The organism is Chitinimonas sp., assembly GCF_036568685.1.
GTDB lineage: Bacteria > Pseudomonadota > Gammaproteobacteria > Burkholderiales > Chitinimonadaceae > Chitinimonas.
This window is the reverse complement of the sequence record NZ_DATCSC010000067.1, coordinates 19,272-35,710: the sequence shown is the minus strand read 5'-3', so window position 1 is coordinate 35,710 and position 16,439 is coordinate 19,272. Positions and strand designations below refer to the sequence as shown.

Here is a 16,439-nt window from a genome sequence, read left to right as displayed (position 1 = left end):
TGGGGCAGATGCCCCGGCCATCTGCTACCCAGGAGCGAACACCATGAGCCATGCCACCAGCACCACCCTCTACCGTGTAGACAAGTTCACCGTGCCGCTTGCCGCCGTGGCAGTCTTTACCGAGCGGCTGCGCACCATTCAGCAACTCCTGTCCGGCCAGCCCGGCGTGCGGCAGAACCTGGTGCTCACCCAGCCGGCCGGGCTGGATGCCACCCAGATGGTGACCATAGTCGAATGGGAGAGCGAGGCCGCCATGGCTGCCGCCAAGGCCTTTACCCAACGCCACTATGCCGAGCAGGGCTTTAACCCGGCGGCCTTTATGCAGGAACACGGCATACGGCCGGATTTTGGCGTCTACCAGGCGCTTTGATGGGACCGGCCAAGGCCGGTGTATGCTACTGGGTATGGCCTTCTACCGCTTTGAACTGCATGCGCCCGTTACGCCGCCAGAATTGGTGCAGCGCCTGCAGGCGGTTTCCTGCCAACCCAAGTTCAGTTTGTTGCGCGCCTGGCCGGAGGTGCCGCCGGGCTACCTGTTTATTGGTGAGGTGACGGCGGATGCCTTCGCGCTGCGGCGGCATATACGCTACCGCAATTCGTTTTTGCCGCAGATCAGCGGGCAGATCAGTGCCGATGGGAGTGGCAGCCGGGTTGTGGTTGGCATGTCGCCGCACCTCGTGGTGATCATCTTCATGCTTTTCTGGCTCAGCCTGCCGACGTTTATGCTGTTTTCGGCGCCATTTCATGGCTGGGAAAGGTTAATCCCGCTGGGCTTTATCGCCTTTGGGCTGGGCCTGGTCTCCGCTGGCTTCTGGCCCGAGGCGCTCAAAGCCCGGCGCATGCTGACCGAGCTGTGCGAGGCGCCCCGCCAGACCGATAGTGGTGACGAATTTCCTAAGTCCCTGCTTTAGCTCCCCGGCGGCAATAGTTCGCAGCGCCGCAACCATCGTCTGGTTTAGACTGCCGCCCCGATCTGACCCACCCCGAACACCATGAACGACAAGAGCTGGTTTGCCCGCATAGAGACCCGTAACGAGGCACTGACCGAGCTGGAACGCGCCGGTAGCGGCCTCTATGTGCTTGCCGCCCTACAGCTGCTGGCCGCGATTGTGCTGGGCTACTGGCAGCTGCTGCCAGCGTTGCTGTTTGCCGGTTTGGGCTATGCGCTCAAGCAGCACCACAGCCGTAAGGCAGCATTGGTGCTGGCGGTTCTGGCTGCGCTGGCGGTGCTGTGGAATATCGCCTGCATGGTGGTCACCAGCCTGCCTACCGGCACCCACCTGTTGGTGAGCCTGGTGCTGCTCTGGGTGAGCTGGCGCGCGCTGTCGGCGACTGCCTTGCTGGCGCAACGTGAGGCACTGGGCAACTGAGCACAGCCCTCGGTGTTTGATCGCAAGCTATCGGCGCTGGGGCACCTCACCTGCCCGGCATTGCCATATCAGTCATCGCCCTGACCCCGGGCTCCACAAGGCTCCCATGGCGCTCGCCGGGCGAGTGTTTGAGTGTGCAACTGCCGACAAGAATCCAAACGGGATGACCGCTCACGTTCACTCCCCGGTAAAACGCGCCTATCTCTTCATGCAAAGCCGTTCGTCGGCATTCTGACCGTGGAATAAGGCGTCCAGGCGGCTATCCCCCAAATGGATGATGCGGTGGTCCAGCCGTCGGCCTATCACGCTGCAACAAGTTCGGCATGTCGCTGCTGCTCCAAGGTCTGTCTTGGGGGCGGAGGGCGAGCTGTTGTCTGCGGCTGGCTTTTCAGCCTGGATAACGCGGTGAAGCATGCCTGGCCCTTGTGGTGGTGAGGCGCGTGCTGAGAGCCCCCACGCCTTGATGCCCGTGTTGTGCCTTGGTGCCTACGAAAGGAGCTGTCATGCCGAGTACCCTGACCTATCCAGGTGTGTACATCGAAGAAATCAGCAGCGGTGTGCGGACGATAACCGGGGTGGCGACATCGATCACCGCCTTTGTCGGGCGTGCGCTGCGTGGCCCGGTCGACGAGGCCATCACCATCAATAGCTATGGGGACTTCGAGCGTATTTTCGGTGGGCTGTGGGCGCCCAGTTCGCTTGGCTATGCGGTGCGGGACTTCTATCAGAATGGGGGGAGTCAGGCGGTGATCGTCCGCTTGTACCACCCTCGCTATGCCGATGCCGACGCCAGGTCGGCCGCGCAGGCAGCGGCGACGGCGACAGCCGCCGCCGCCACCGGGGCGGATGTGGCGGCGGCCGTTAGCGCTGCAGCGGCCAAGGCTGCCAGCTATACCACCGCAGGTGAGAAAGACGCGGCCAAGGCTGTGGCCGACGCAGCCGCGTTGGCAGGTAGTAAGGCCGGTGCCACGGTTGCAACGGTGGGCGCTGCGGCCAATGCCGCGGCCGATGTGGCAGCGCCGGCGACCAAGGCCACCCTGTCGGTGAAAGGACTGCCGCTGGAGGCGCGCTATGAAGGGAGCTGGGGAAACCAGCTGCGTGCACGCATTGATCATGACGTTGCCGGGGCGGATGCTACGCTGTTCAACCTCGCCATCCGCGATGGCATGACAGGCAAGGTGGAGCTGTTCCGCAATGTATCGGTAGCCTCCGGCCATGTTCGACGGGTAGACAAGGTACTGGCGAACGAATCGCAGCTCGTCGTCGTGGCGGGCGCCCTGCCTTCCAGTCGACCCGATGCCCATGCAACGCCGACCTCGGCCAGCGATACCTGGAGTGACGCGTCTGGGATGAATGACAAGGTCGCCGATGCCGCTAAGGCGGTGGACGGTGCGGCCCTGATTCAGGACGATTTCACCGGTAACGGCAAGGAGGACAAGAAGGAAGGCCTCTATGCCCTCAAGAAGGCCGATCTCTTCAATATCCTCTGCCTGCCACCCTACAAGGATGACGGGAGCGTGGACACAGACTTGGTGGGAACTGCCGCCACGTTTTGCGAGGGCAGACGCGCCATGCTGCTGGTGGACCCGCCCAGCACTTGGGTCAACAAGGACGCTGCCAAGAGTGGGGTGGATGGGGTCGGGACCAAGAGCAAGAACGCTGCGTTGTTCTTCCCCAGGCTGAGGCAATCGGACCCCATGCGCGACGGGCAGGTGGGTGACTTTGCGCCCTGCGGTGCGGTTGCCGGCCTGTTTGCGCGGACCGACACCAACCGCGGTGTCTGGAAGGCGCCGGCCGGGCTGGAGGCCACCTTGGTGGGTGTACCGCAATTGAGTGTGCCGCTGAACGATGCCGAGAATGGTGAGCTCAATCCGCTGGGCATCAATTGCCTGCGGGCCTTCCCGGCGGCGGGGCGGGTGATCTGGGGGGCACGTACTCTGCAGGGTGACGACCGCCTGGCGTCGGAGTGGAAGTACATCCCGGTGCGGCGTACCGCCTTGTATATCGAGGAGAGCCTGTACCGCGGTACCCAGTGGGCAGTGTTCGAGCCCAATGACGAGCCCCTGTGGTCGCAGCTGCGGCTGAGTGTGGGGGCCTTCATGCACAACCTGTTCCGCCAGGGGGCCTTCCAGGGGGCGTCGCCCAAGGAGGCCTACTTTGTGAAATGCGATGGGGAGTCGACCACCCAGAATGATATCGATCTGGGCATCGTCAACGTCGTGGTCGGCTTTGCGCCGCTGAAACCAGCGGAATTCGTGGTTATCCGGCTGCAGCAGATCGCTGGCCAGCTCGCGGTCTAGGTCTTGAAGGGATATTTGTCATGGCACAGTTTACCGTCAACACCCAGCGCTTCGATCCCTACAAGAACTTCAAATTCCAGGTGTTCTTTGAAGGGAGCACCACCCCGGTGGCCGGAATAAGCAAGGTCGGCGGCCTCAAGCGGACCACCGAGGTGGTCAAGCACCGCGACGGCGGCGACCCTAGCAGCAGCCGCAAGTCGCCTGGGCGCAGCGAGTATGAGGCGGTCACGCTGGAGCGCGGCGTGACACACGACCGGGAATTCGAGCAATGGGCCAACAAGGTCTGGAATTTTGGTGCGGGCCTGGGGATGGAGGTCTCGCTCAAGGACTTTCGCAAGAATCTGATCATCAAGGTCTACAACGAGGCTGGGCAGGTCGCGCTGGCCTACAAGCTCTACCGCTGTTGGGTGAGTGAGTTTCAGGCCTTGCCCGACCTCGATGCCAATGCCAACGCGGTTGCGATCCAGCATATCAAGATCGAGAACGAGGGCTGGGAGCGGGATGTCGAGGTGGCCGAGCCGCAGGAACCCAGCTACACCAACCCGGCTTGATGAAGTGGCGCTGAAAGCCCGGTATGGACACCGCGACCCTCTTTACCCTCTGGGACCAGGGCTGTGGGCAGCCACCCGTGCAACGGGCGCTCTGTCTGCTGGCCGCGGCTTGGCCGGAGCGCGCCTATGCCGGCTGGGCCGAGGTCAGCATAGGCGAACGTGACGAGTACCTGCTGCGCTTGCGGGAGCGGCTGTTCGGCCAGCAGCTGCAATGTGTGGCGACTTGCCCAAATTGTGCGCAGGCGCTGGAATTGAGCTTCGAGACCACGCAGATCCGTGCGTCGGCTCCCCTGCCGGCGCTTCCGCTGGCTATGGAGGCGGACGGCTACAGTCTGAGCTTCCGGTTGCCTAATAGTGGCGATCTGCTCGACGCGCTGGAACAGCCCGAGTCTCAGCGGTGCCGGCGGCTGATGGTGCGCTGCGTGATGTCGGCCAGCAAGCAGGGCGAAGCAGTGGCGGCAGCGCAACTACCCGATGCGCTACTGGCGCAGCTGTCTGACCATCTGGCCGTGCTAGACCCGCAAGCGTCGGTCGAGCTGGCCCTGGTGTGTCATAGCTGTGCACACCAGTGGTCGACCCTGTTCGACATTCTCTCCTACCTCTGGGGCGAGATCGAAGATTGGGGCGAGCGCTTGTTGCTGGACATCCATGCGCTGGCTCTGGCCTATGGTTGGAGCGAGCGGGATATTCTTGCCCTCTCCCCCCAGCGGCGGCAGCGCTATCTGGCCATGATCGGGGCCTAGATGAGCGACTTCTTCGCCAGCTTGCTGGATCGCGCCACGGTACAAGGCACCGTATTGGAGCGCCGCCGTCCCAGCCGCTTTGAGCCACTGGTCACGCACGTGGCTGGGCTGCAGGGTGATGCGTCACGCACCTTGCTGGCCACAAGCGCGAGCCCATTCTTGGATGCAGACCTGATCATGGCCGAGCCAGCCTTTGCTTGGCCATCGCCGCCCTGGGGCGTGGCGATGGCGCCGCCACAGGCTGATAGCGGTGCCATGCCGGTCCAACCAGCGACTTTGCGCGATGCGCCGCTTGCACCGAGTGAGACGGTGGCTGGCGCAAACGCCGATGCTGCGGTGATGTCGCCAAGGCATGCCGTCCCACTGTCCTCCGCACCACAAGGGGAACGTGGGGCGGGGCCTTCTGCTACGCCAGGCCCTGCTCCGGCAAGCACGGTGGCTTCTGTGGCCATCCTGGAGGCAAGGGTGACGTCCGGACAAGCCGAGGATGGTCCCGCAGAACCTCCTCCGCTAACCCGGCCTGAGCCGGCAGGGGCACTGGTGCGGCCGTCGCAATCGATGCAGCCCCGACCGCTGGAGATCAGCCAGGTGCAGGCGCTGGGTTCGGAGGACTTGCTCATTCCCCTGAGAGCGAGTGGGGAAGGGAGGGTTTGGGCAGCCCCCACCGCCACGCCCGCGTTGCCGCCCGCTGCACTGCGATCAAGCTCCACCAACGTTGAGGTCATGGCGGGCGAGGCCAGCCGGCGGGGGGCGAACCGGCCCTCGGTGCAGCCCATGTTCCCGCCCTTGCCCAGACCACAAGCGGCGTTCAAGGACCAGCGCCAGTCTGCTGCGCCATCGCCGCAGCCTGCCCCCACCATCCATGTGAGCATAGGCCGGATCGAGATCCGGGCCAGCACGGCAGCCAACAAGGGTACGCCGCCGGCCCAGCCCACTGGCCCCAGGCTGAGCCTGGAGGCCTACCTGAAGGCGCGTAATGGAGGCGGCCGATGAGCGGGCCACTGGCCATCGCCGCGGTGACGGTGACACTGAAGGACCTGCTCAGCGACGGGCTGGTCAATCACGACCTGTCGGTGGTGGGCAGCTTTGCAGTGTCCGCCTCGCCGCCCGACCGGATCACCGTGGGCAGCGAGGAACCCAATCAGCTCAACCTGTTCCTGTACCAGGTCACACCCAACCCCGGTTGGCGCAATGTCGGGTTGCCGAGCCGCGATCCGCAGGGTGGGCGCTCAAGCAACCCACCTCTGGCACTGGATCTGCACTACCTCCTGAGCGCCTATGGCAGCCGGGACTTGAATGCCGAGATTCTGCTGGGCTATGCCATGCAGCTCCTGCATGAGAACCCCATTCTCACCCGCGAGCAACTGCGTACCAGCTTGGGCAGCAGCCCCTTGTTCGTTGATCCAGATCTGGACGGCGCCGGCACCGCCGGCAGCATTGCCGGGGTGTTTGGCAGCCTGTCGGCCGTCGATCTGGCGGACCAGGTCGAGTTGATCAAGATCACGCCGGTCTACCTCTCCGCCGACGAACTGTCCAAGCTCTGGACGGCCATGCAGGCACGGTACCGGCCCAGCATGGCCTATACGGTATCGGTGGTGCTGATCCAGGCGACCTCCCCCGCGCAGGCGCCGTTGCCGGTGCTGAGACGGGGCGAGGATGACCGAGGACCAGTCACTACTGCCGCACTGGCGCCTGCCTTGTCCGGCGTACGTTCGGCAGTGTCTGATACCTTCCCGGCGGTGCGGCTGGGTGACGGTCTGGTGGTGCTGGGTAGCAACCTGACACCGGCACCCGGCATGGTCGCCGTGCTGGATCACACCATGGCGGGGCAGCGCAATGAGCTACCGGTCAGCGCGGGCCCGGTGGCCGGCAGCTTGCTCGTGCAACTGCCCACCTTCGATCAGGGGGGCGACGTCATGCAGGCCTGGAGTGTGGGGGTCTGGAGCCTCTCATTGCGGTTGGATGCGGCAAAGCCGCAGCTGGCCTTGCGTTCCAACAGCGTCCCGCTGGCGCTGGCACCGCTGGTTGCCTTGCAGTCGCCAGTGCCACCGGCTGCGCCGGATCAATCGGCAGTCTGCGCGGTAGGAGATGTGGTAAGGCTCAGCTGTGCACCGCGTTTGCAGGCGCGTCAGCTGGCTCTGACCGAGGTCCTGTTCGGCAGCCTGACCGTGCCCGTGCTGGACATCGACACGCCGGCCGATACCAGTCTGCCTAGCGTGGTGTCATTCAAGGTGCCGGATGCTGGCACCGGCACCTATCTGCTGCGCTTGCGGGTGGAGGGGATAGACAGCTTACCGGTCAAGGTCGATGCAGCGACAGGGCGCATCCAGTTTGATGACCATCTCAAGTTGAGGTTGCCATGAGCGATGTCGACTGGCATGACGCCAACAACCGCTATCTGGCGGCCTCCTTGCAGTGGCTGCGGCTAAGCCTGCTGGCACTGGTACCTCCCGAGGCTGCTGCCGCTGCGCCGGATTCCGCCGGCCCCGTCAAAGCGCCGGGCTTGCTCGATTGGTTCAGGCGGGGAGATAAGGGTGAGACACCGCCGCTTCAAAAGGCGCTGCCGCCCCCCAGCAGTGCCGACCGCCTGGCGCAAGCGGCGGAGGAGAGGCTCGCGGCCGGTCGCTGTGATCCACCGCCGGCCTTGCTACAACTGGCCGAGCGCTTCGGTCTCTCAGATTTTGAACGCGATACCTTGCTGTTATGTGTAGCAGCCGAGCTTGATCCAGGCCTGGGTGCCTTGTTCGCCGCGCTGCCGGGCCATGTCGGCCGCGCTTATCCGACCTTTGCATTGGCCATGCAGATACTGGGCGAACCCGCCTGGGAGGCACTGTCGCCGCATCGACCATTGCGTTACCTGCGTCTTCTGGAGATCAACCAGCCGGGTATAACGGCGCTGACGGTGGCGGGTTTGCGTGCCGATGAACGCATCGTCAATTGCATCAAGGGGCTCAACGTACTCGATGAGCGCCTGAGCCTGCTGGTGAGCATGCCGTATGCCGACTGTGGGCGCCTGGCAGCTTCGCAGTTGGCCGTGCTGGAACAGATGACCGAGCGGCTGAGGCAGGGTGCAGCGGCGGTGACGGTACCGATCATGCTGCTCTTGGGGGCAGACCGCGGCAGCAAGGCTTGCCTGGCCGCCCATGTTGCAGGGGCAGTGCAGCGCCAACTGTACCCTATGGCGCTCTCGGACCTGCCTGCTTCGCATGCGGAGCTTGAGACCTTTGCCCGCCTCTGGCAGCGCGAGACGCTATTGCTGCCGGTGGCGCTATATATCGACGCCGAGGAGCTGGATACCGCCAGCCAGGAGCAGGTTTCCGCGCTGCAGTGGTTGCTTAAGCGGGACTTGGGCCTGGTATTTCTGGGTCTGCATGAACGGCCCGCCTGGGGGCTGGCCAATAGTCATGGTGTGACGGTCGAGCGGCCCAGAACCACCGAGCAAAGACAAGCTTGGCTGGATGCCTTGAGTCGGATGGACCCGACCAGTGACTGGGCTACGACTGCCACCATGCTGGCCGGGCAGTTCTCGCTCAATCTGCGTGATATCGAGACCGTACTAGCGCCTGTCGAGGACATGCTGGCCGGCAGTGCATTGGAGCGTGCGGTCTGGCAGGGCTGTTGCGAGCTGAGTCAGCCGCGGCTTGATCTGTTGGCGCAAAGGCTGGACCCCAAGGCCGGCTGGGATGACCTGGTACTGCCGACCGAAGCGGCCGGCCTGCTGCGCCAGCTCGTGGCCCAGGTACGTGGACGTTACCGTGTCTATGAGGAGTGGGGCTATGCCCAAAAGACGGCACGTGGCCTGGGTATCAGTGCGCTGTTTGCCGGCGAGAGTGGTACCGGCAAGACCATGGCGGCGGAGGTCCTGGCCCGCGAGCTGCAGCTCTCGCTCTATCGTATTGATCTGTCGGCCATCGTCAGCAAATACATCGGTGAGACGGAGAAGAATCTGCGCAGATTGTTCGATGCCGCCGAGCAGGGCGGCGCCATCCTGTTCTTCGACGAGGCGGACGCCCTGTTTGGCAAGCGTAGCGAGGTCAAGGACAGCCATGACCGCTACGCCAATATCGAGGTCAACTACCTGCTGCAGCGCATGGAGGCCTTTTCCGGCATCGCCATCCTTGCCACCAATATGAAGAGCGCGCTGGATACCGCCTTTATGCGGCGCCTGCGCTTTATCATCAACTTCCCCTTCCCAGGGCCGGCAGAGCGCAAGCTGATGTGGCAAAAGGCATTGGCGCCCGCAGTGCCGAAGGAGGTGCTGGACTTCGAGCGCTTGGCGCGCTTCAACCTGTCGGGCGGCAATATCCAGAGCATTGCGCTCAATGCGGCCTTCAGTGCTGCGGGCGTGGGGCAGCAAGTAGGCTCGGTGAGCATGGCCATGCTGCTGTCCGCTACCCGTACCGAGCTGCGCAAGCTCGACAAACAGGTCAATGAGTCCGAGTTCCGGATGGCCCTCAACGGCGGGCACGCACCATGAACGTCGTCCTCCACATCGAGCGGCTGATCATAGACGGGCTGGACATCGACCCACGGCAGGGCCGGCGCCTGCAGGCGGCGATCGAACAGGAACTGGTTGCGCTGTTGAGCGGACAACAAGGCCGCTCCGTTACCGCCGAGCGGTCCGGGCCACTGTCGGGCAGTACCGGACCGCTGCAGATCGGCAGTCTGCGGCCTGAGCAGCTCGGGCCTCAGATCGCGGCGGCGGTGATGGGGCGGATCGACGTGCTGTCGAGCGGAGACAGGCATGAGTGAGGTGTTCGAGACTGCCGGCTTCAAGGAGCGTACGCGGCGAGATAGCGCGGCGCTCACTCGCCCTCCGGCACAGACGTCATTGCCACAATGGGCACCACCCGTGGTGGAAGCGGTGCTGGGTGGTGCCGGCACCCCGCTGCCTGAGGCGGTACGCCACCCTTATGAGCTGCAGCTGGGGCGGGACTTCAGTGGCGTACGCATCCATACCGACGGCAAGGCGGCGCAATCGGCCGAGGCGGTGGCGGCACGTGCCTATACGGTGGGCCAGGACGTGGTGTTCAACCAGGGGCAGTTCCAGCCTGGCAACCGTGAAGGCCAGCGCTTGCTGGCACATGAGCTGACGCACGTAGGGCAGCAGGGCGCAGGTACGCGCAGCGGGCCCATCCGCCTGGCGCAGAGCGCAATCCATGAGGCGGAAGCGCAAGCCAACGAGCACGCGGCCACCACCTTGCCGGTCCAGGCCAGCATGACGACCGGGGTGCTGCAGCGTACCCCTGCTGCCCCAAGCTGGAAGGGCAGTGTTGCGGTCTATGACCGCTCCCAGGTTGCAGTGACACCGATTGCCGACATCAATCTGGCCAATGGCGGCAAGGCGGCTGCGCAGACGGTCACTGCCACGATCAGCGCCGCCGGCGCCAACCACCTCACCTGGGAGCTCTACGACGCAACCGACAGCATGGTCGATGGCTTCAGCACCCAGCCTACGGCCAAGCAGGCGTTGACGGCGCCGTACACACTTGGCACCACCCTGCTCGGCAGCCTGGGCCACGGACGCTGTACCGTCCGCTGTGTGGCCCATAAGGATGGTACCCCGCTCGCCTATGCGGACCAGCGCTTCTTTGTGAACAAGAACGACATCGTGGCGGTGAAGGCAAGGCCTGCGCTGGCCGCAATCGGTGCAGCGCCGGGCAGTTTCAGCGTGGGCGAGGTGGCCGCGGCCAAGGCCAGAGACATGATGCTCGAGCACCAGGAATCCATCGCCAAGACGGGCACCGGTACCTTGCAGGGCAATCAGTGCAGCGCGCCGGTCGCCGGCGTTGCGCAGTCCGATTGCACCCAGTATGTGTATGACATCCTCAAATATGCCTTCAGTGCCAAGGGCGATGCAGCGACCTGGAAAAAGGTGGCGACGACCGCAGCCAAGAGCAGCGGCAGTGGTGGCCTGCGCGGCACGGCACTGCAGGCGGCGCTGGAGTCTCAGGCGGGTTGGAAGGGCGTGTTCTGGGCGCCGAGCCCACGCAACCCGGAGGACGGAACCTCCGAGCACCCGGCTGCCTACAAGCGTGTCCGCAAGGAAGGACGCTACTCCAAGGATGATGTCCTGGTCGAGAAGACCAAGTCTGTCGTCGACTTCCGCCCCAAGAACCCCAAGACCGCGCCGACCTTCTCTGCCTTGGACCAACTCAAGAAGGTCCCCTTGGGCGTGATCTCCGCACGGGGTGGTCAGCATATGACGCTGCTGATCAATGGCCAGGTCTACGAGGTCCATTGGGATCTCCCGGCGACTGACCCGAACGTGATCCAGGCCACGCCGCTGGAAAAGTGGCAATGGCAGTCGGGCGCCATCGTCATGCCGGCGGCCGACTTTGCTGCGGCGTTTCCCTGAGTGGTGCCGAGCCAAGGCTTAGACCGTAGATTGTTTAACCAAGGTTGAAGATTTCATCGTGAGCAATGCTGCCACACAGACCGCAGTAACAGCGAAGGCACCCGCCAAACCGACAGGGGGCGGGCTGCTGCAGCGCAAGTGCGCCTGTGGGAACCACACCACGGCTGGAGGGGAGTGCGAAGAGTGCGGCAAGAAGAAATTGCAGCGGAAAGCGGCCGATGGCGGCGCGGTCGATATGCTGGAGGCAGAGGCAGATCGCTCCGCTGATCAGATCGCAGGGGGGCTGGCTCCGGGGCACATCAGCGCGATTGATGCACAGCTGCAGAGACGTGCAAGTGAGCCGCTCACTCAACCTGGCGCGCGAGGTGCCGAGCTTCAATCCGCTTCAGGCAATGCGGGAGAAACACTCGATATCGCTGTCCGTGGTGATATGGAAAGCAGCTTTGGGCATGATTTTTCTGGTGTCAGGATACACGCCGATGGTGATGCTGATCGGCGGGCCCAAGAAGAGGATGCGTTGGCCTTCACGATTGGAGATGACATCTTCTTCCGTCATGGCGCATACGCACCCCATACAAGAAGTGGCCGCTGGCTGCTAGCGCATGAGCTGACCCATGTGGTGCAGCAATCGGGTGGGGGGCGGGGTCCACAAGCTTATGGAGATGGAGCGCAACAACCGATAGATGCGCTTGAGCATGAGGCGGATGTGGGTGCTGGCCGAGCGGTAAGCGGCCAATCCGTTGACGTGAAATTGCGTACACATAGCATGTTGCTTGCATTTCCGATGTGCAGATCCATCCTCGATGCCAGAGAAGAGGAGGTGATTCCAGAGTCTACGGTCCAGCGGGATTTGGCCACGCGGCTCGCGGCGTCTGGTCCGGTCGAGCGCGAATTACCGATTCCCGCTGCAAGCTTCGACCCCTACCGCACAACCGATCGCAGGAGGCCCCGCCAAGTTGACCCCCAAATATTCGAACCTTACGGTCGAGCGGGCGATGGCTCGGCTGATTTGGCCTTGCTTCGTGGCCAACAGCTGGAGGTTGCGGAAGTCAAACGTGGTGATTGGCAACTGATTACCGAGGCTGAGCGACAGTTAGAAAACTATGTGCAAAAGGCCGGCGAGAATCTGCCTTTCGTTCAGGAACGTTGGGGTCGACGGCGCGGTGTTACACCCGTAATCACCTCAGTTCGTGCGATGCCTACGACCAGGCTCAATATTCCGTCCCCGATTCGGCTCGGCGCAAATAATACGCCCACCAGTGTTTCCTGGTGCCGGGATGGCGTGATTTCCTTTAAAGCCATTGGTAGTCAGGATGCGAATATCTTTGTCTGTGGTGCAACGACGCGAAGCCCAGACAGCTTTGTTGATTCGTTGGTTTCAAGAGCTGAACTGATTGTTGATCAGGTCATTGACGGACGCGTCGTACCGGCCATTGATCGGGCGATTCAAGCTACATCGACCCGGGCTGCGCTTGAGCGTCTGCGCGCGGACCCGGCTTTCAACCGTCTTTTGCAGAACATGCTGGGGCCGGCAGCATCGTTGATCAACGTACTCGATGGAGCCGGTCCCATGCTCGATCAACTTGATGCACTGATACACGGTCAGGCCGACAGGGTAGTCCGGATTGCGATCGAGACCATGAAGGACCAGGTTATTGCGGAAATCCGCAGGACCGTTAAACAGCAGGTCAGACGTGCACTACAGGATGCGCTGAATGCACTTTGTGTAGCGGCGGCACAGGTTACGGCGGATGAGGTGCTGCGTGAGCTGAGGCGGCGCATGAACCAAATGGTCGCGCAAGCCATCCCTGTAGCCGTGGTTGCCGTGCTAGGTGCCGTTCTCGCCCGGGTGCTGGCTGCTGCCGGCGAAGCATTGCTGGAGGCCTTGAAGTACTTGGCCATTGCAGTTGGCATAGTGATAGCTGCCATTGCGCTGTGGGAGGTTGCAGCGGCAATTGCTGCGGGGGCAGCACTTGCCGAAATTGGTGCGGCCATTGCGGCGTTCTTCTCGCAATTGGCCCGTTTGCTTTGGCCATTGGTATTTGCATGACCGAGGTGGTTTGAGTGATTTGAGGCTCCGACCGCCATCTCTGATCTTCCGATACACGAGATAAGGCATATAGCGATGAGCAGCTTCCCCGGTTCTCCCCGCCTCCTCAAAGGCGGCATCGTCCTTATCGATCCGCTAAGCGGCGTGACGCAGCGGGTGATTCCGCTGCAGTACAACCCCGATACGTTGACCCGTACTTTGCAGATCAGGGGCGTGGGGGCGGAGAGCGGGGACCGGATCGAGGCCTTGCGGCTCAAGGGGCCGCCGACCGAATCGTTCAAGCTTGAGGCGGAAATCGATGCCACCGACCAGATGGAGGTCGCCAACCGGCAGGTGACCACGGCGGGGCTGCATCCTGTGCTGGCGGCACTTGAGGTACTGGTCTACCCGAGCAGCGCCACATTGCAGGCCAATCACGCCGCGGCTGCATCGGGCAGCCTGGAGATCGTGGCGGCTGAAGCGCTGCTGACGGTGTTCGTGTTCGGGTCGAAACGGATCGCACCGGTACGGTTTACCGAGTTCAGCGTGACCGAAGAGGCCTTCGATACCTCGCTCAACCCGATACGGGCCAAGCTGAGCCTGGGCATGCGGGTCTTGACCGTGGATGACGTGGGCTTCAACGAGAAGAGCGGTGCGCTGTTCATGAGCTATCTGCGGGCCAAGGAGCAGATGGCGGCGGCCTATCAGGCAGGCACCTTTGGTGCCCTTGGCATATCCGGCATCTAGGAGCCCGGTCATGGGGACACAGTACAGCTTTCCGCCAACCAGCCGTTACTACGGTCTGGAAACTGCCAGTCTGACTACGGCGGATGGTCGTTGCATCGTCTATCTGCGGCGGCGATTTGTGCCACCGCCAGAGCGCTTTGCCGATATGCAGCACCACAAGGTGGTGGAAGGCGACCGGCTGGACAACCTGGCCGCCAGCTACCTGGGTGATCCGGAGGCCTTCTGGCGCATGGCCGATGCCAACCGTGCGCTGCAGCCCGATGTGCTGACCGCCACCGTGGGCAGGGTGCTGCGCATTACCCTGCCCGAGGGCATACCGGGGCTACCGAATGCTTAAAGGTATCCACCTGACCCTGCTTATCGGCCCTGCGGTACCTGTACCGGCCCCGCAAGCGGTCGTCGACGCCTTGCTCAGTGTGCAGGTGACGAGCTCGCGCGATACCAGCGGCTTTCAGTTGAGCTTTGCGGTGAGCAAGAAGTCGCCTTTGCTGACCACCTTGTTGCCGGCGGGTTTCTTCGATCCGATTTCGACCCGGGTCATCATCGTGGCGACCGTCAGCGGCAAGCCCGAGGTGCTGATGGATGGCGTGGTCACCCGGCAGGAGCTGGGTCCGAGCAATGACCCGGGGCAGTCGACGTTGACCATAACCGGCGAGGATCTGAGTGCGCTGATGGATCTGGCGGACTTGACCGGCCTTCCTTTCCCGGCCATGCCCGAGGTGGCCCGGGTCTACGTGATCCTGGCCAAATATGCAGTCTTTGGCGTGGTACCGATTGCCATTCCTCCCATTCCGCCGGACGTGGTGATCCCCACCCACACGACACCCGCTCAGCGCGGTACTGACCGTAGCTATATCCGCTTTCTGGCCGGGCAGGCGGGCTACGTCTTCTATGTCGAGCCCGGGCCGGCGCCGGGGCAGAGCATTGCCTACTTCGGGCCGGATATCCGTATTCCGGTCCCACAGCCGGCGCTGAGCGTGAATATGGATGCCGAGACCAATGTGGAATCGCTCAGCTTCAGCCTGGACGGCCTGCAAAAGAAGATTGTGCTCTACAAGATACTGGACCCGGTCACCAACCGGGTGGTGATTCCGATCCCGGTGCCGAATATCGCGGTGTTGCGGCCGCCACTGGGGGCCAAGTTGCCGGTGCCCTGGCGTTTTGAACAGCAGGATGGCGCGGCCAGGAACAACCCTGCCAAAGCGGCGCAGGAGATCCTGGGCATCCTGTTCAATGCCTCGGATGCGGTGAGCGCTACCGGCTCGCTCGACGTGGTCCGCTATGGCCGGGTACTGCGGTCCCGCATGTTGGTGGGCGTGAGGGGCGCCGGGTATGCCTATGACGGGCTCTACTACGTCAACAGCGTGACCCACAACATCAAGCGCGGCGAGTACAAGCAGAACTTTCAGCTCAGTCGTGACGGTCTTGTCTCGCTTACGCCCAAGGTGCCGGTATGAGTGAGGCACCGGTCACCAAGCGCTTTCTTGGCAAGTATCGCGGCGTTGTGCTGATCAATGTCGACCCCGAGCGGCGTGCCCGGCTGGTCTGCATGGTGCCTGATGTGCTGGGGGCCGTGCCATCAAGCTGGTGTGAGGCTTGTGCCCCGCTGGCCGGGCCGACCGGGCCACCCATGGGTGCCTATCTGGTGCCGCCGATCGGGGCGGGAGTATGGGTGGAGTTCGAGCAGGGCGATCCCAGTTTTCCGATCTGGACCGGTTGCCGTTTCGGTTCGCCGGCCGATGTGCCGCCGCTTGCGCTACTTGGCAACCCGGCCGACCCGAATATCGTGCTGCAGACACTGCTGCAGCATGCGGTGGTGCTGAGCGATATGCCGCCTACGCCGGCAACCGGTGGGGTCATGCTCAAGAGCGCTACCGGGGCGATGATCGTGGTCAACGATTCGGGCATCTACATCTCGAATGGCAAGGGCGCCACGATCACGCTGATCGGCCCTACCGTGACCATCAACAATGGTGCCTTGACGGTGATCTGAGCGGGGGGAGCAAGTCATGCCTGGTTTATTGGTGCAGGTAGGGGCGACGGTGATGTGCAGCCATGGTGGCCAGGCACAGCCGAGCACACCCAACCCCCGGGTCATGGTCAGTGGCCAGCCCACGGTGCTGCTGACTGCGCCTTACCTGATCGCGGGCTGTGCCTTCCCGCCGCCACCCAATGGCAACGGTCCCTGTGTGACTGGTCAATGGCTGAGCGGTACGACCCGGGTGCTGTCTGGCGGGCAGCCGCTGGTGGTGAACGCGGGTACTTCCATCTGCACGCCGACCGGTACGCCGATGATGGCGACCGTGACACAGACGCGGGTCACGGCCATCTAGCTGGCAAC

The 16,439-nt window shown here is 63.3% G+C and carries 17 protein-coding genes; all 17 read left to right on the top strand.

What is annotated here, in order from left to right; genetic code table 11:
• Positions 1 to 43: 43 nt before the first annotated feature.
• Positions 44 to 370 (top strand): antibiotic biosynthesis monooxygenase, encoded by a 327-nt coding sequence (locus VIM95_RS10290; RefSeq protein ID WP_331985295.1) that lies wholly within the window; start codon positions 44 to 46, stop codon positions 368 to 370.
• A 22-nt stretch (positions 371 to 392) separates the two neighbouring features.
• Entirely contained in the window at positions 393 to 911 is a 519-nt protein-coding gene (locus VIM95_RS10285; RefSeq protein ID WP_331985293.1) for a hypothetical protein, read from the top strand.
• An 81-nt stretch (positions 912 to 992) separates the two neighbouring features.
• Complete coding sequence (locus VIM95_RS10280) at positions 993 to 1,370, top strand: hypothetical protein (RefSeq protein WP_331985291.1); 378 nt, start codon at positions 993 to 995, stop codon at positions 1,368 to 1,370.
• A gap of 503 nt (positions 1,371 to 1,873) precedes the next feature.
• Entirely contained in the window at positions 1,874 to 3,670 is a 1,797-nt protein-coding gene (locus tag VIM95_RS10275) for a phage tail sheath family protein (protein ID WP_331985289.1), read from the top strand.
• A 20-nt stretch (positions 3,671 to 3,690) separates the two neighbouring features.
• The gene (locus VIM95_RS10270) at positions 3,691 to 4,221 is read left to right on the top strand and encodes a phage tail protein (RefSeq protein WP_331985287.1); all 531 of its coding nucleotides are present in this window, start codon (positions 3,691 to 3,693) and stop codon (positions 4,219 to 4,221) included.
• A 23-nt stretch (positions 4,222 to 4,244) separates the two neighbouring features.
• Entirely contained in the window at positions 4,245 to 4,964 is a 720-nt protein-coding gene (locus tag VIM95_RS10265; protein ID WP_331985285.1) for a hypothetical protein, read from the top strand.
• Entirely contained in the window at positions 4,965 to 5,957 is a 993-nt protein-coding gene (locus tag VIM95_RS10260; protein ID WP_331985283.1) for a hypothetical protein, read from the top strand. It begins immediately after the preceding gene.
• Positions 5,954 to 7,327 (top strand): DUF4255 domain-containing protein, encoded by a 1,374-nt coding sequence (locus tag VIM95_RS10255; RefSeq protein ID WP_331985281.1) that lies wholly within the window; start codon positions 5,954 to 5,956, stop codon positions 7,325 to 7,327. Before VIM95_RS10260 ends, VIM95_RS10255 begins: the two co-directional genes overlap by 4 nt.
• Positions 7,324 to 9,441 carry an ATP-binding protein gene (locus VIM95_RS10250; protein WP_331985279.1) on the top strand — a complete coding sequence of 706 codons (2,118 nt, stop codon included), beginning with the start codon at positions 7,324 to 7,326 and terminating at the stop codon, positions 9,439 to 9,441. The genes VIM95_RS10255 and VIM95_RS10250 overlap by 4 nt, the downstream gene beginning before the upstream one ends.
• Positions 9,438 to 9,716 carry a hypothetical protein gene (locus tag VIM95_RS10245; RefSeq protein WP_331985277.1) on the top strand — a complete coding sequence of 93 codons (279 nt, stop codon included), beginning with the start codon at positions 9,438 to 9,440 and terminating at the stop codon, positions 9,714 to 9,716. The genes VIM95_RS10250 and VIM95_RS10245 overlap by 4 nt, the downstream gene beginning before the upstream one ends.
• Positions 9,709 to 11,322 (top strand): DUF4157 domain-containing protein, encoded by a 1,614-nt coding sequence (locus tag VIM95_RS10240; protein WP_331985275.1) that lies wholly within the window; start codon positions 9,709 to 9,711, stop codon positions 11,320 to 11,322. The genes VIM95_RS10245 and VIM95_RS10240 overlap by 8 nt, the downstream gene beginning before the upstream one ends.
• 58 nt (positions 11,323 to 11,380) lie before the next feature.
• Positions 11,381 to 13,372 carry a DUF4157 domain-containing protein gene (locus VIM95_RS10235; RefSeq protein ID WP_331985273.1) on the top strand — a complete coding sequence of 664 codons (1,992 nt, stop codon included), beginning with the start codon at positions 11,381 to 11,383 and terminating at the stop codon, positions 13,370 to 13,372.
• Between the two features lie 75 nt (positions 13,373 to 13,447).
• Positions 13,448 to 14,098, top strand: coding sequence for a hypothetical protein (locus VIM95_RS10230; protein WP_331985271.1), 651 nt, complete (start codon positions 13,448 to 13,450; stop codon positions 14,096 to 14,098).
• Positions 14,099 to 14,108: 10 nt separating this feature from the next.
• The gene (locus VIM95_RS10225) at positions 14,109 to 14,435 is read left to right on the top strand and encodes a LysM domain-containing protein (protein WP_331985269.1); all 327 of its coding nucleotides are present in this window, start codon (positions 14,109 to 14,111) and stop codon (positions 14,433 to 14,435) included.
• Positions 14,428 to 15,555, top strand: a complete 1,128-nt coding sequence (locus VIM95_RS10220; protein ID WP_331985267.1) for a hypothetical protein — start codon at positions 14,428 to 14,430, stop codon at positions 15,553 to 15,555. The genes VIM95_RS10225 and VIM95_RS10220 overlap by 8 nt, the downstream gene beginning before the upstream one ends.
• Positions 15,552 to 16,091 carry a phage baseplate assembly protein V gene (locus VIM95_RS10215; RefSeq protein ID WP_331985265.1) on the top strand — a complete coding sequence of 180 codons (540 nt, stop codon included), beginning with the start codon at positions 15,552 to 15,554 and terminating at the stop codon, positions 16,089 to 16,091. Before VIM95_RS10220 ends, VIM95_RS10215 begins: the two co-directional genes overlap by 4 nt.
• A gap of 16 nt (positions 16,092 to 16,107) precedes the next feature.
• Complete coding sequence (locus tag VIM95_RS10210) at positions 16,108 to 16,431, top strand: hypothetical protein (protein WP_331985263.1); 324 nt, start codon at positions 16,108 to 16,110, stop codon at positions 16,429 to 16,431.
• Positions 16,432 to 16,439 lie beyond the last annotated feature (8 nt).